General features: G+C 53.8%; 15 protein-coding genes and 1 pseudogene. 8 read left to right on the plus strand and 8 right to left on the minus strand.

Annotation, left to right across the window (positions count from 1 at the left end; translation table 11 throughout):
• The first annotated feature begins 2 nt into the window (after nt 1–2).
• The 5 genes and pseudogenes from accA (at nt 3) to EPYR_RS20970 (ending at nt 5,436) form a co-directional block, all read left to right on the plus strand.
• Nucleotides 3–962: an acetyl-CoA carboxylase carboxyl transferase subunit alpha gene (gene accA, locus EPYR_RS04535; protein WP_012667238.1), complete on the plus strand. Its 960-nt coding sequence runs from the start codon at nt 3–5 to the stop codon at nt 960–962.
• 185 nt (nt 963–1,147) lie between these two features.
• A complete protein-coding gene (locus EPYR_RS04540) occupies nt 1,148–3,322 on the plus strand; it encodes a lysine decarboxylase LdcC (RefSeq protein ID WP_041474093.1) in 2,175 nt (724 codons plus the stop codon).
• Between the two features lie 28 nt (nt 3,323–3,350).
• Nucleotides 3,351–3,746, plus strand: coding sequence for a VOC family protein (locus EPYR_RS04545; RefSeq protein ID WP_012667240.1), 396 nt, complete (start codon nt 3,351–3,353; stop codon nt 3,744–3,746).
• A 55-nt stretch (nt 3,747–3,801) separates the two neighbouring features.
• Nucleotides 3,802–5,103, plus strand: a complete 1,302-nt coding sequence (gene tilS, locus EPYR_RS04550; RefSeq protein ID WP_012667241.1) for a tRNA lysidine(34) synthetase TilS — start codon at nt 3,802–3,804, stop codon at nt 5,101–5,103.
• Nucleotides 5,104–5,121: 18 nt separating this feature from the next.
• Nucleotides 5,122–5,436, plus strand: a pseudogene (locus EPYR_RS20970) (c-type cytochrome).
• Between the two features lie 83 nt (nt 5,437–5,519).
• Here EPYR_RS20970 and rof read toward each other — a convergent pair.
• A complete protein-coding gene (gene rof, locus EPYR_RS04560; protein WP_012667243.1) occupies nt 5,520–5,783 on the minus strand; it encodes a Rho-binding antiterminator in 264 nt (87 codons plus the stop codon).
• A gap of 306 nt (nt 5,784–6,089) precedes the next feature.
• Here rof and EPYR_RS04565 point away from each other — a divergent pair, with 306 nt between their 5' ends.
• A complete protein-coding gene (locus EPYR_RS04565; RefSeq protein ID WP_012667244.1) occupies nt 6,090–6,644 on the plus strand; it encodes a YaeQ family protein in 555 nt (184 codons plus the stop codon).
• Nucleotides 6,641–7,057 carry an alternative ribosome rescue aminoacyl-tRNA hydrolase ArfB gene (arfB, locus tag EPYR_RS04570; RefSeq protein WP_014538635.1) on the plus strand — a complete coding sequence of 139 codons (417 nt, stop codon included), beginning with the start codon at nt 6,641–6,643 and terminating at the stop codon, nt 7,055–7,057. Before EPYR_RS04565 ends, arfB begins: the two co-directional genes overlap by 4 nt.
• Before the next feature lie 150 nt (nt 7,058–7,207).
• Here the strand turns inward: arfB and EPYR_RS04575 are convergent, their stop codons facing one another.
• From EPYR_RS04575 to metN, 7 genes are all read right to left on the minus strand, one after another.
• The gene (locus EPYR_RS04575) at nt 7,208–8,230 is read right to left on the minus strand and encodes a hypothetical protein (protein WP_012667246.1); all 1,023 of its coding nucleotides are present in this window, start codon (nt 8,228–8,230) and stop codon (nt 7,208–7,210) included.
• Between the two features lie 383 nt (nt 8,231–8,613).
• Nucleotides 8,614–10,332, minus strand: a complete 1,719-nt coding sequence (proS, locus tag EPYR_RS04580; protein WP_012667247.1) for a proline--tRNA ligase — start codon at nt 10,330–10,332, stop codon at nt 8,614–8,616.
• A gap of 92 nt (nt 10,333–10,424) precedes the next feature.
• A complete protein-coding gene (gene tsaA, locus EPYR_RS04585) occupies nt 10,425–11,132 on the minus strand; it encodes a tRNA (N6-threonylcarbamoyladenosine(37)-N6)-methyltransferase TrmO (RefSeq protein WP_012667248.1) in 708 nt (235 codons plus the stop codon).
• Entirely contained in the window at nt 11,129–11,533 is a 405-nt protein-coding gene (rcsF, locus tag EPYR_RS04590) for an Rcs stress response system protein RcsF (RefSeq protein ID WP_012667249.1), read from the minus strand. The genes tsaA and rcsF overlap by 4 nt, the downstream gene beginning before the upstream one ends.
• 135 nt (nt 11,534–11,668) lie before the next feature.
• On the minus strand, nt 11,669–12,484 hold the full coding sequence (locus EPYR_RS04595) for a MetQ/NlpA family lipoprotein (RefSeq protein ID WP_012667250.1): 816 nt from the start codon (nt 12,482–12,484) through the stop codon (nt 11,669–11,671).
• A gap of 35 nt (nt 12,485–12,519) precedes the next feature.
• On the minus strand, nt 12,520–13,173 hold the full coding sequence (locus EPYR_RS04600) for a methionine ABC transporter permease MetI (protein ID WP_012667251.1): 654 nt from the start codon (nt 13,171–13,173) through the stop codon (nt 12,520–12,522).
• Complete coding sequence (gene metN / locus EPYR_RS04605; RefSeq protein WP_012667252.1) at nt 13,166–14,197, minus strand: methionine ABC transporter ATP-binding protein MetN; 1,032 nt, start codon at nt 14,195–14,197, stop codon at nt 13,166–13,168. The genes EPYR_RS04600 and metN overlap by 8 nt, the downstream gene beginning before the upstream one ends.
• Nucleotides 14,198–14,385: 188 nt before the next feature.
• Here metN and gmhB point away from each other — a divergent pair, with 188 nt between their 5' ends.
• The gene (gene gmhB / locus EPYR_RS04610; RefSeq protein WP_012667253.1) at nt 14,386–14,946 is read left to right on the plus strand and encodes a D-glycero-beta-D-manno-heptose 1,7-bisphosphate 7-phosphatase; all 561 of its coding nucleotides are present in this window, start codon (nt 14,386–14,388) and stop codon (nt 14,944–14,946) included.
• The last annotated feature ends 153 nt before the right edge of the window (nt 14,947–15,099 follow it).

Genomic DNA, 15,099 nt, shown 5'->3' on the forward strand with positions numbered 1-15,099 from the left:
TTATGAGTCTTAATTACCTGGATTTCGAACAGCCAATCGCAGAGCTTGAAGCGAAAATTGATTCGCTCAAGTCGGTTGGCCGTCAGGATGAAAAACTGGATATTAATCTGGATGAAGAAGTTCAGCGTCTGCGCGATAAAAGCGTGGAGCTGACGCGTAAAATCTTCTCCGATTTAGGTGCCTGGCAGATCGCGCAGCTGGCGCGTCATCCGCTACGCCCGTATACGCTGGACTACGTGCGCAACGTGTTCACCGATTTCGACGAGCTGGCGGGCGACCGTGCCTATGCCGATGATAAAGCTATCGTTGGCGGCATTGCACGCCTTGAAGACCGTCCGGTGATGATTATCGGGCATCAGAAAGGGCGTGAAACCAAAGAGAAAATCCGGCGTAACTTCGGTATGCCCGCGCCGGAAGGCTACCGTAAGGCGCTGCGCCTGATGGAAATGGCCGAGCGTTTCAACATGCCGATCATCACGTTTATCGATACGCCGGGAGCCTATCCGGGCGTGGGCGCAGAGGAACGCGGCCAGTCGGAAGCGATCGCCCGCAATCTGCGCGAGATGTCCGGCCTGAAAGTACCGGTCATCTGTACCGTTATCGGTGAAGGCGGTTCCGGTGGCGCGCTGGCGATTGGCGTGGGTGACAAGGTCAATATGCTACAGTACAGCACCTACTCGGTGATTTCACCGGAAGGCTGCGCCTCTATTCTGTGGAAGAGTGCGGACAAAGCGCCGCTGGCGGCCGAAGCGATGGGCATTATTGCTCCGCGTCTGAAAGAGCTGAAGCTGATTGATAGCGTGATCCCGGAACCATTAGGTGGTGCACATCGCGATCCGCTGGCGATTGGCGCGTCAATGAAAGCACAGCTGCTGGCCGATTTGGCAGAGCTGGATATGCTGACTAAAGAAGAGCTGCTGGATCGTCGCTATCAACGCCTGATGAGCTACGGATACGCCTGATAGCTGATTCTGCTTTATTAAGGGCCGGACAGTGAACTGAACCGCATATGTTGGACTTCAATCTGACATTTGCCGGTACGGTTTCCTGTCTGGCCCTTTTTGTTTCGGTGTCCCTGCTGCCCGGTTATCCTTATGTTGCTGCCAGACGCCGCGTGTGGATCAGGCAAAACTCTCTGGAGAATGTCATGAATATTATTGCCATCATGGGCCCGCACCACGTCTTCTACAAAGACGAGCCTGTCCGTGAGCTGGATGTCGCATTAAAACGACAGGGGTTTCACACCGTTCATCCGCAGGGTGCTGAGGATTTGCTGAAGCTTGTCGAGCACAATCCGCGCATCTGCGGCGTGGTGTTTGACTGGGATGAGTACAGTCTTGATCTCTGTAGCGAGATCAACCAGCTGAATGAATATTTGCCGCTTTACGCGTTTATCAATACCGATTCGACGATGGATGTCGGCGTTAACGAGATGCGCATGGCGATCTGGTTCTTCGAGTATGCGCTCAATGCCGGTGAAGAGATTGCCCAGCGCATTCGCCAATATACCGATGAATACATTGATACCATCACGCCGCCGCTGACCAAAGCGCTGTTTAACTACGTCAAAGAGGGAAAGACAACTTTCTGTACGCCAGGGCATATGGCGGGTACGGCATTCCAGAAAAGCCCGGTGGGCAGCCTGTTCTATGATTTCTTTGGTGCCAATACGCTGAAGGCGGATATCTCGATTTCGGTTAGCGAATTAGGTTCGTTGCTCGACCACACCGGCCCCCACCTTGAGGCGGAGGAGTATATAGCGCGCACCTTTGGCGCGGAACAGAGCTATATGGTCACCAATGGCACCTCCACCGCCAACAAGATTGTCGGTATGTACGCGGCAGCAGCAGGCAGTACCGTGTTGATAGACCGCAACTGCCATAAATCCCTGACCCATCTGCTGATGATGAGCGATATTATTCCCGTCTGGCTGAAGCCAACGCGCAATGCGCTGGGTATTCTTGGCGGCATCCCGAAGCGCGAATTTACCAAAGAGAGCATTGCGCTCAAAGTGGCACAAACGCCGCGCGCCAGCTGGCCGCTACATGCGGTGATCACGAATTCGACCTATGACGGGCTGCTGTATAACACGCAATACATCAAAGAGACGCTGGAGGTACCGTCGATTCACTTCGACTCGGCATGGGTGCCTTACACTAACTTCCACCCGATCTATCGGGGATTGAGCGGTATGAGCGGCGAACGTACGCCGGGTAAGGTGATTTACGAGACGCAGTCCACACACAAATTGCTGGCCGCGTTTTCTCAGGCTTCGCTGATCCACATTAAAGGCGACTACGATGAACAGACCTTTAATGAAGCCTATATGATGCATACCACCACTTCGCCGAACTACGCCATCGTCGCCTCTATCGAAACGGCAGCGGCGATGCTGCGCGGTAATTCAGGCAAACGTCTGATTAACCGCTCGGTAGAGCGTGCGCTGCATTTCCGCCGCGAAGTACAGCGGCTGCGTGAAGAGTCAGACGGCTGGTTCTTTGATATCTGGCAGCCGGACGGGGTTGAGGAGCCGGAATGTTGGGCGATCCAGCCCGGTGACGAGGAGTGGCACGGTTTCCGCGATGCCGATGCCGATCATATGTACCTCGACCCGATCAAGGTGACGATCCTGACGCCCGGTATGAGCGAGATGGGCGAGATGGCAGAAGAGGGCATTCCGGCGGCGCTGGTGGCCAAGTTCCTTGACGAGCGCGGCGTGGTGGTGGAAAAAACCGGGCCGTACAACCTGCTGTTCCTGTTCAGCATCGGTATTGATAAAACCAAAGCAATGAGCGTATTGCGCGGACTGACGGAGTTCAAACGCGCTTACGATCTCAATCTGCGGGTAAAAAACATGCTGCCGGATCTGTACGCAGAGGATCCAGACTTCTACCGCAATATGCGTATTCAAACCCTGGCACAGGGCATTCACAGCCTGATCCGCCAGCACGATTTGCCACGCCTGATGCTGCAAGCCTTCGCCATGCTGCCGGAAATGAAGTTAACGCCGCACCAGATGTTTCAGCAGCAGGTAAAAGGCAATGTGGAAACGGTTGATATCAGCCAGCTGATTGGGCGCGTGTCGGCCAATATGATCCTGCCTTATCCGCCCGGCGTGCCGCTGGTGATGCCGGGGGAAATGATCACTGCGGAGAGTCGTCCGCTGCTCGATTTCTTACTGATGCTGTGTACCATCGGCAGACATTATCCTGGCTTTGAAACCGATATTCACGGTGCAAAATTGACCGAAGTGGGGCAATATCTGGTGCGGGTGCTGAAGCACGATGGCGAAGTGCAGGCTGCCGGAAATGCGGTGGTTTAACATTGTCGGGTATTAATCAGGAGCTAATATGTCAGCTTTGGCATTAAAAAAAGTGCATCATATCGCGATTATCGCCCGTGACTACCAGGTCAGTAAGGCGTTTTACTGCGATATCCTCGGCTTCAGCCTGATGGACGAAGCATATCGGGCGGAGCGCGGTTCATGGAAAGGGGATCTGGCGCTGAACGGTGATTACACCCTCGAACTGTTCTCATTCCCTGTGCCGCCTGCGCGAGCAACTCGGCCGGAAGCCTGTGGTTTGCGCCATCTGGCGTTCAGCGTCGATGATATTGCTGCTGCCATACGTCATCTGGAAAAGCACGGCATATGTTGTGAAGCGCTACGCAGCGATCCGTTGACCGGCAAGCTTTTTACCTTTTTTAACGACCCGGATGGTTTGCCGTTAGAGCTGTATCAGGCATAAAATAACCCCCGGTTAAACCCGGCCCGCTTGCCGGGTTATTCATGTCTGGAGCGCCATGTCTGCCATTTCCCATCTTGAACATGCTCTTGCCACGGAGCGCGCCGTGCTGCTGGCCTACAGCGGCGGTCTCGACTCCAGCGTACTGCTGCATCAGCTGGTGCAGCTGCGAGAGCAGCGCCCGCACCTGCAACTGCGCGCCGTACATATCCATCATGGACTGAGCCAGCTGGCCGACGATTGGGCGGCGCACTGCCAGCAGCAGTGCGATCGGTGGCAGGTGCCGCTGGTGGTGGTCAGGGTGCAGGTCGATGCCAGGGACGGGGGGATTGAAGCAGCAGCACGTCAGGCGCGTTATCGTGCGCTGCGTGAGCATCTGATAGCGGGGGAAACCTTGCTGACCGCGCAGCATCTGGACGATCAAAGCGAAACGCTGCTGCTGGCGTTAAAACGTGGTAGCGGCCCCGCTGGCCTGGCAGCGATGCCACAGGAACAGCGACAGGGAGAACATCGTCATCTGCGTCCGCTACTTACGCAGAGTCGTCAGCAGCTTGAAAGCTGGGCGCAACGCTACCGGCTTAACTGGATTGAGGATGACAGCAATCAGGACGCGCGCTATGACCGCAACTTCCTGCGTTTACAGGTCATGCCACTGCTCAACCAGCGCTGGCCGCATTTTGCCAGCGCGGTGGCGCGCAGCGCGCAGCTGTGCGGCGAGCAGGAGCGCCTGCTTGATGAGCTGCTGTCCGAATCGCTTGATGCGCTGGTGGATGAATCTGGCGCGTTATGCTTTACACCGCTGTTAACGATGAGTGATGCCCGGCGTTCTGCGCTGCTACGGCGCTGGATAGCCCGCCAGCACGGCCGCATGCCCTCACGCGCTGCGCTGCAACGGATATGGCTGGAGGTTGCCTCTAGCCGTGCGGACGCAGAGCCACGCCTCAGAATTGGCGGCAATGAAGTCCGGCGGTTTCGCGATCGTCTCTACTGGCTACCGCAGCTGCTGCCACTGGGGGCGAGCCAGCTGGCGTGGCCCGCGCCGTGGCAGCCGTTGACGCTGCCGGACGGTTTGGGACAGCTACATCAGTGTTCACCGGGGATCGCGCTGCGCTATCCGCAGCCGACAGAGTGCGTCAGCGTGCGTTTTCAGGCTGCGGGGGCTTTTCATATCGTCGGCCGGGCCGGTAGCCGTTCGCTGAAAAAGCTGTGGCAGGAGCACGGCATCCCCCCGTGGCAGCGTGAACGCATTCCGTTAATTTTCTATGGCAATCGTCTCATTGCCGCCTTGGGCGTATTTGTGACCCGTGACGGCTGTGCACAACAGGGCGAAAATGCCTGGCACATCGACTGGCGTCGATAAACCCATTCGTGGAGAGTCATGATGAAACAATGCCTGATGGCACTGCTGCTGCTCGCTTGCAGCCAGCCGGTGCTGGCTAACGGTAATAGCCATGCAGGACAGGAAAAGTCCGCATGCTGTGTCGCCTGCTACGGCGCAGAAGGTAAAGCCGCCGCGCCGATTTACCCCCATCTTGCCGGGCAACATGCCCCCAGGCTGGCCCTGGCATGACGGGCTGACAAAAGCGGCGCGCGCGGCGGTGGTCAGGCCGAGGCGATGAAAGCCTTTATTGCCGGAATGAGTGACGAAGATATTGACGATTTAGCGGCTTACTACGCGGGGCAGAAACCTTAACGAAGGGGCGGGATTGGATCCTGTGTGGAGCGCGGGGGAAGCTGGGCTGGGGCGGATCGTCGAACCGCCCGCTGGCTGCGAGGCTAATCAGGTTCGCTGACCACCACCGTACCGAGTTGGGGGTGGCTAAAGCTCAATATATGATCAAGGCGCAGATCCCGGCACGCGCCGGCAACCTGAATACTAAGGTACTCCACGTTCTTACGTGACAGGATACCTTCTGCCCGTGCCTCCAACTGCTCGCTATTCTTCAATACCAGCGTCAGTAGCCATTTGTTCTGGCAGGCGAGCTCCAGATTGTCATAATCATCACAGTTGATCGGTTTGTACACTTCATTCGTCAACATAGTTGCTCACCTTTAACATTGTGGCAGCAGATGCCGCCTGTTCCCTGATAGAAGAGTGTAGCTTTGACTTGTTGCTACCTCATTGAGTGCTTTCATGCGTCAGGCATGTTTCCCAGCTCGCCACTGCCTTGCCCGGCTTTTGTCCAGCGAACATCATTAATCATACGCTTGCATTTGCACCTCCTTGAGAGATCCCTCTGGCGTTAATCCGACTATAGCACAGCCCTTTTGGGTAAATCAGCCCGTTATCGGGTGATTTACGACGTCTTAAGAGTACAATGGCGCGCAACTAAGATAAGGATCCTTATGGCACTGAAAGCAACGATTTATAAAGCCACGGTTAATGTCGCGGATATGGACCGTAACGTATTTATTGACAATACCTTGACCCTGGCGCGTCATCCTTCTGAAACCGCAGAACGAATGATGCTGCGCCTGCTGGCCTGGATGATACATGCCAACGAACGCCTGGCCTTCACGCGCGGGCTGAGCGCTGAAGACGAGCCTGAGGTCTGGCAGCTCAACGACCACAATGGCATCGATCTCTGGATAGAACTCGGTCTGCCGGATGAGCGCAGGATTAAAAAAGCCTGTAGCCGTTCGCAGCACGTCTGGCTGTATGCGTATAACGGACGGGCAGCTCAACCGTGGTGGCAGCAGCAGCAGAACAAACTGGCGCAGCACGATAATCTGACGGTGCGTTATTTGGACGATCAACAGCTCAATGCTCTGGCGCAGCTGGCTTCACGCTCAATGACCCTACAGGCGACCATCCAGGACGCGACCGTCTGGCTTTCTGATGACAGCCATCACCTGGAAATTCAGTTCGAGCAGTGGCAGGAAGGCGGGAAAAACAGGTGATAGTGTTGCCACGCGGGATCGTTGTTCCTGATGCCGAAATAGAGCTTTCTGCTATCCGCGCGCAGGGAGCCGGTGGTCAACATGTGAATAAAAGCTCGACGGCTATCCATCTGCGCTTTGATATTCGCGCTTCCAGCCTGCCGGACTTTTACCAGCAGCGGATGCTGGCGGTCAGTCACCATTTAATTACCCCGGAAGGGATGGTAATTATCAAAGCCCAGGAGTATCGCAGTCAGGAAATGAACCGTGATGCCGCGTTAAAGCGTCTGGAAAATCTGATTATCGAACTGACCACCGTGGAGAAAAGCCGTCGGGCAACGCGTCCGACGCTGGCGTCGAAAAAACGCCGTCTGGAAGGTAAGGCGCGTAAGGCCTCGACCAAATCACTGCGCGGCAAAGTTCGTGGCGATTGAGTCAGTTACCGCTGTTCATCTGATAACGATAAAGTTCTGGCGGTGAGGCCAGAACTTTATCATGGGTTATTGCCATCAGGGTGCTGCTGGTTTGAATGATTAAGCGCAACAGGCTTGCTCATTGTTTACCGCACCTGGGACAGTTGACGGTTAGGAAAACAGGTGCATATGCATATAGAAGTGCAAAATATAATAAGTGGCATAGGAAAGGCCCATATACAGTCCCAGCGTAAACAAGAAGCCGAAAGTATTACCGGTTGCGGTGACGCAAAGTGGCTTTTTACGCGGGATAAACAAGATAGCGACCAGCGGGATAATAAACAGGAAGTGCCCGATGAAGTCGATCATGCCAAAAGGAATAACGGCTACCGTCACAAAGAAGCCCATTACCCCGATCCCGGCATAACCTGCCGCCCTGCCGCTATAAATATGCCAGGCACAGCAGAACTCAACAAACCCACTGGCGCGGATAAAGAACGACCAGTCCATTCCCATCGTCAGATAGTTATGTTCGGTCAAAAGCTGATGGAACAGCTCAGGGTGCATGAACTTCTCTATCGCGCCCCACAGGAAAGAATAGGCAAGAGTAAAGCGAACCAGCTCCAGGGACAGTCCACGGAAAACCTCCGGCTTCAAGGTCTGCATAATCAGATAGACGCCGGTACCGATAAACACCAGATAATCCAGCATATGGAATAATCCATACAGTTGGATGGCATAGCCATACAGGAACAGGATTGCCACCCCGGCAATCAGGCTGGTACGTTGGTGAAAAGCGGTTACGGCAATCAGAAAATGAACATAAACCAAACCGGGGTTTTCAATCACCAGCTCCGGGGTCAGGATGATGCTGGGGAAAAATACTGCCAGAGTCAGGAAGAATGCCGAAGTACCATAACGCATCACCTTGGGTACCATCTCCTCCAGGGAGGCCAGGCGCGGCTGCCAGCGGCTCACATCAACCGGTGAGGGGATTTTTCTGTCCAGTACGGAAGACAGGAAAATAACCAGCGTGGATAAGAACAACAGCCCCAGAAATTCCGTGGACTGCATCATTTCCGTCAGAGGCACAGGCTCTCTTGTCGTATCGTAATCAACAAACCATTTTACATGTGCTAAAGCGTCGACGGGCATAAAAAGTGCCAGCAGACTCATTCCAGTGAAGCGTTTCATCGTTCTCTCAATTTGACTATTTTAGGGGGTAGCGGGCAGGAATTAAAACGGTAATTTTATTCATGTCGCTAACTTAGGCCTTTCTGATTGCGGATCAGTATATTGAATGGCAGGCGGGTTTTTTGCGGATTTTAATGAGTTCAAATATCAATAATGAATTTTAATACCTTATATTTTGGCATTATGGATTAATAGCGAGATAATCGTCTGAAGTGTCGATTATCTGACGCTTTAATAAGGCTAAGGCAGCAGGTGTGGGATTAGCAAAAAGGGGAGCGGCAATCGTCAGGCCGGCCTGTCAGGGACAAACAAAAACCCCGGTTGCTGGCTAACCAACGACCGGGGTCATGTCAATAATGCAGGCCAACTGTCTGTTGCAGAAATTATTGCGCCAGTTCTGCCACCAGGAAGTCAACGATTTCGTTGGTTTTCATCATGCGTTTCTCTCCTGCCCGGCGGGATTTGTACTCAACCTCTTCGCTGTCAAGATTACGTTCGCCAATCACGACAGTATGGGGAATACCAATCAGCTCCATATCAGCGAACATCACGCCCGGACGCTCTTTGCGGTCGTCCAGAATAACGTCAATACCTTTAGCACGCAGCTGGTGATAAAGCTCTTCAGCCAGCTCTTTGACACGAAACGATTTCTGCATGTTCATCGGCAGAATGGCCACCTGGAAAGGCGCTAACGCCGGAGACCAGATAATCCCGCGCTCATCGTGGTTTTGTTCTATCGCGGCAGCAACGATGCGGGTGATACCGATCCCGTAGCAGCCCATAGTCAAAATCTGGTTACGCCCATCTTCACCCTGTACGGACGCTTTCATCGCTTCAGAGTACTTGGTGCCAAGCTGGAAAATATGGCCTACTTCGATACCGCGTTTGATCTGTAGCGTGCCTTTACCATCCGGGCTGGCATCGCCTTCAACTACGTTACGAATATCTGCGATACGGGGCAGCGGCAAATCGCGATCCCAATTAATACCGCTAAAATGCTGGCCATCAACGTTGGCTCCGGCGCAGAAATCACTCATTGCCGCCACGCTGCGGTCGGCCACAATGGGCATGTTCAGGCCAACCGGCCCCAGTGAACCCGGCCCCGCATTAACCTGTGCGCGGATCTCTTCATCGCTGGCGAAAGTCAGCGGAGCGGCCACGATGTCGATCTTCTCAGCTTTAATTTCGTTCAGCTCGTGGTCACCGCGCACCAGCAGAGCAACCAGCGTATGGCCACTCTCTTTGGTTGCCTTGACCATCAAGGTTTTAACGGTTTTTTCAATTGGCAGATTAAACTGCTCAACCAGATCGGCAATGGTTTTTGCCTCTGGCGTGGCGAACTGTACCCGTTGCTGCGTGGCATCGGCACGGCCGCCTGTCGGTGGCAGAGCCTCGGCCATCTCAATATTGGCCGCGTAATCTGATCCGGTAGAGAACACAATATCATCCTCACCACTCTGCGCCAGTACCTGGAATTCGTGGGATGCGTTGCCGCCGATCGAGCCGGTATCCGCCTGCACGGCACGGAAATCAAGCCCCATGCGGCTGAAGCTCTGGCTGTAAGCGCGGTACATGGCGTCGTAGGTTTCCTGTAAGGATCCCTGGCTGGTGTGGAATGAGTAAGCATCTTTCATGATGAACTCACGCGAACGCATTACGCCAAAGCGTGGGCGTACCTCATCGCGGAATTTAGTCTGGATCTGGAACAGATTCAGCGGCAGCTGTTTATATGAACTCAGCTCATTACGGATCAAATCGGTGATCACTTCTTCATGCGTCGGGCCGAGCACAAAAGGACGGTCGCTACGGTCAACCAGACGCAGCAGTTCCGGGCCATACTGCTCCCAACGCCCACTCTCCTGCCACAGGTCGGCTGGCTGCACCACCGGCATGGAAATTTCAATGGCGCCGGCGTTGTTCATCTCTTCACGCACGATGTTTTCCACTTTCTTCAACACGCGTAGACCCGTTGGCAGCCAGGTATACAGGCCAGAGGCCAGTTTGCGGATCATCCCGGCGCGCAGCATCAGCTGGTGGCTGATGACTTCAGCGTCGGCAGGGGTCTCCTTCAGAGTGGAGAGCAGATATTGAGTAGTACGCATGAGTTAAGATTCCATATAAACGGAAAAAGAGCCAAAAAACGTGGACGCTAGTGTAGCAGCGTGTTCGTGGAGTCAAAAGATGCCGGGAGAAATTAACGTGGGTCTATGGCAATCACTTCGCTGCCTGCAGGCGTGACGTGCCAGCGCACATTGAATTCCAGCAGCGATGCAGCGTACTCGCGCCCGCTTTCTTCGCCCTGGCGATATGCGGGGCGAGGGTCCTGCGCCAGTGTTTGAGTAATGAAACGCTCAAGATACGGATAGCGCTGCTGATGTTGCGCCAGCTGAAGCCTTGCCTCTGCGCTAAAACTGACCGGCATATCAGCAGCGGGGGCCTGCCGGGCAAAGCCTGCGCGGGCTTCGGGCAGCGCTTCGGCAAAGGGCAAATAAGGTTTGATATCGATAACCGGGGTGCCGTCCACCAGGTCGAGGCTGCCTAATTGCAGAATGACCTGCTGCTTTTCGCAGCGAATGCCTTTTAGCTCAACCAGCGACATCCCCACCGGGTTAGGGCGGAAGGTGGAACGAGTAGCGAAAACGCCCATGCGTGCGTTGCCACCTAAACGCGGTGGACGAACGGTAGGACGCCAGCCGCCTCCCATCGTCTGATGAAAGATAAACAGCAGCCACAGATGGCTGAAATCCTCCAGGCCTCTTACCGCCTCCGGGTGATTGTATGGAGCCTGCAGATGAAGCTCGCCGCCGCCGTCTTCAACCAGCCTTGGCTGGCGCGGAACGGCAAATTTCTCCTTCCACGGGGAGTGGATCACCCCAATCTGGGCGAAGAAAAAATCACTCATGGCTTACTGACTTTGAGTGCTGAACCCTGGCATATCGCCTGACGGAAGCAACCCTGAACGGCACTGACAATTTCGCACCTGTGTACCAGCACCGCGTTGGCTTTCAAGCCTGATGCGCGCAGCTGCATGCGTTTACGTGCGGTAGCAAGGTTAGGCGGAGAGTCCTGTGTGCTGATCTGGCAATCATCACCATACACTTCTCCGAGATCGCGGAAAGGCATGCTGACCAAATCGGTAGCATCGGTATACAGTTTTACCGGGGCAGGGCGCGCAGTGGCCTTAGTCTGGGTTAACTCGGTTTGCGCTGTCGGTGGAAAAGGCGTTACAGGCTTATAAGGCCGCGTCAGTAACGAACACCCTGTCAGCGTCATTGCTAACAAACAGAGCGGTAAAACACGCATGGGGGAAATCCTCATTCGGAAAAGTGGCGTTATTGAAGCAAGCTGGAGCGGAAATAACAAGCAGATAGCGTTCAGATGGGGTCGTATAGCAGGAACAAATCGTCGCGGGCAGCGGCTGCTGCCCGCATTAAGCTGTTACCAGCCTTTTACTGCGCCACCGTTAAATACTTTATTTGCAGCGTCATTGACTTCATCAGACTGATAAGCCTGAACGAATTTTTTCACGTTTTCCGCGTCTTTGTTATCTTCGCGTGCCACAATGAGGTTAACGTAAGGCGAGTTCTTGTCTTCAACGAAGATGCCGTCTTTCGCCGGAGTCAGATTAATCTGGCTGGCGTAAGTGGTGTTAATCACCGCCAGGGCAATCTGCTGATCGTCCAGTGAACGTGGCAGCTGTGGCGCTTCCAGCTCTACCAGTTTGAGGTTTTTCGGGTTTTCAACCACATCCAGCGTGGTTGGCAGCAGGCCAACGCCATCTTTCAATTTGATCAGACCGACTTTCTGCAGCAGCAGCAGGGTACGCCCCAGATTGGTGGGATCGTTAGGAATAGCAACCTGGGCACCATTCTGGAGTTCATCCAGTGACTTGATTTTTTTCGAGTAACCGGCAATAGGGTAAACGAAGGTATTACCGACAGAAACCAGCTTGTAGCCACGGTCTTTGATCTGCTGGTCGAGGTAAGGTTTGTGCTGGAAAGCGTTAGCATCGATATCGCCTTTGCTCAACGCTTCATTGGGTAATACATAATCATTGAAGGTCACCAGTTCAACGTCCAGACCATATTTTTCTTTGGCCACTTTGGCAGCGATTTCAGCAACCTGCTGCTCGCTGCCAACGATGACACCGACTTTAATATGGTTCGGATCTTTCGCTTTCTGATCGCAGCCCACCAGAGCCAGGGTTCCAATCAGCGCACCTACAGCAGCAAATGTTTTAAAGTTAAAAGACATATCCCTTCCTTAAATTGAGAGAATTACTGTTGTGTTTATTTGTGGCTGACCGCTCGAACAATGCGATCGCCGCAGAACTGAATTAAATACACCAAAACAACCAGCAGGACCAAAACCGTGTTCATCACCGTGGCATTGTAACCGATATAGCCATACTGATAGCCAATCTGGCCCAAACCGCCAGCCCCGACGGCGCCACCCATTGCTGAGTAACCGACCAAAGTGATTAACGTAATAGTAGCGGCATTCACCAGGCCTGGTAGCGCTTCCGGCAACAGAACCTTGCGGATAATTTGCAGTGGGGTTGCTCCCATGGCGCGGGAAGCTTCAATCAGGCCGCTTGGCAGTTCGAGCAGGGCATTCTCAACCATACGCGCAATAAAGGGGGCTGCGCCAACCGTCAGTGGAACGATGGCCGCCTGTAGCCCGATTGATGTGCCGACGATTATCCGGGTAAACGGGATCATCCACACCAGTAGAATGATAAACGGGATCGAACGGAAGATATTCACTGCGGCTGACAGCACGCGATACAGCCTGGCATTGGCGACGATCTGCCCCGGGCGGGTGACATATAAAAGAACGCCGACCGGCAGGCCGATAACAAAGCCAAAGAAGCCAGAGACAAAGGTCATCATCAGGGTTTCCCAAACGCCGCGACCCAGTAACCACAACATTGCCTCAGACATAACCCAGTACCTCTACCTTTACATGGTGATCTTGCAAAAACGCGATGGCAGCCTGTATATCTGCCGCTTCGCCGTGGATTTCGGCCAGCATAATGCCGAACTTCACGCCTCCGGCATAATCCATCTGCGCGCTAATAATGTTGTTGTTGACGTTAAAACGACGAGCCGACTCCGACAGTAAAGGGGCATCGACTGACTGGCCGGTGAACTCCATGCGTAATAATGGCACCTTAGACGTGATGATTTCAGACGTCAGCCGTTGCTGATAATCCTCCGGAATATCCAGATGCAGGGTCGACTGAATAAACTGCTGTGCCAGTGGCGTTTTGGGATGAGAGAACACTTCGCTAACAGTATCCTGCTCAATCAGCTGACCATTACTGATAACGGCAACGCAGTCACAAATACGCTTCACCACATCCATCTCATGCGTAATCAACAGGATGGTAATACCCAGGCGGCGGTTGATGTCTTTCAACAGTTCAAGGATAGAACGGGTGGTGGCGGGATCCAGAGCGCTGGTCGCTTCATCACATAACAGCACTTTAGGGTTGCTGGCCAGCGCACGGGCAATCGCCACGCGCTGCTTCTGACCCCCTGACAGGTTGGCAGGCCAGGCGTCGTGTTTGTCTGCCAGACCGACTAAATCCAGCAGCTCGGTAACGCGAGTTTTAATCTCGCCTTTAGTCAGATTGCCCAGCTCCAGCGGCAACGCGACATTTCCGGCAACGGTGCGTGAGTTCAATAAATTGAAATGTTGGAAAATCATCCCTATCTGACGGCGTGCCAGCGTCAGTTGGCTCTCTGAAAGGGTAGTGAGATCCTGGTTATCAACCATAATCTGACCAGAAGTGGGGCGTTCAAGCAGATTGACGCAGCGGATCAGGGTACTTTTACCCGCGCCAGATGCACCGATCACACCATAAATTTGCCCGGCGGGTACATGCAGGCTGACATCCGCCAGCGCCGTGATAGTGCGCATGCTTTGCTGAAACACTTTGGTGATATTTGAAAGTTTAATCATTGAGTTATTTATTATTGTGATGGGAATGAGCCGTGGAGTTGATGAGAACCGCCCCCCGCACTGATGAAACTAAGTGGATGGTAAGGCATCCAGACGTCTAAATCAATCGAAGTGATGTAAACGGGCGTTCTCTCTTTTCAGGCAATCATGCGATACTCTATGGCAAATTATGTAGCAGGAGTTTCGACGTGGCTGATAAGGTCCCCGCAATTTTTCTCGATCGTGATGGCACAATAAATGTCGACCACGGTTATGTCTCTGAAATCGACAACTTTGAGTTTATCGACGGCGTCATTGACGCGATGCGAGAGCTAAAGCAAATGGGCTATGCGCTGGTGCTGGTCACCAACCAGTCAGGCATCGCGCGCGGGATGTTTAGTGAAGAGCAGTTTATGCAGTTGACCGAGTGGATGGACTGGTCGCTGGCGGATCGCGATGTCGATCTGGACGGCATCTATTTTTGCCCGCATCATCCTGAAGCGGTGGTAGAGCAGCTACGCCAGTCGTGTGACTGTCGTAAACCACAGCCGGGTATGCTGCTTACCGCACAGCAGGAATTGCACATCGACATGTCTGCTTCTTATATGGTGGGCGATAAAATAGAAGATATGCAGGCGGCGGCAGCGGCGGGTATTGGTAAGAAAGTGCTGGTACGCAGCGGCAAGCCAATCACACCAGAAGGTGAAAATGCCGCCGACTGGGTGCTTGATAGCCTTAAAGATCTACCTGCACGCATCAAACAGGGCTAAAAAACAGCATTTAGCATAAATTTACAGCGGACAGGAAAAAAGTTCAGGTTTCCGCTTGCGTTCCCGTGAGTCATCCCTATAATGCGCCTCCATCGACACGGAACAACGGCTTNCAGGCCACGGTGTTGAGAGGTTCAGGAAGTTCTGAACCGC

This window comes from Erwinia pyrifoliae DSM 12163, assembly GCF_000026985.1.
Classification (GTDB): domain Bacteria; phylum Pseudomonadota; class Gammaproteobacteria; order Enterobacterales; family Enterobacteriaceae; genus Erwinia; species Erwinia pyrifoliae.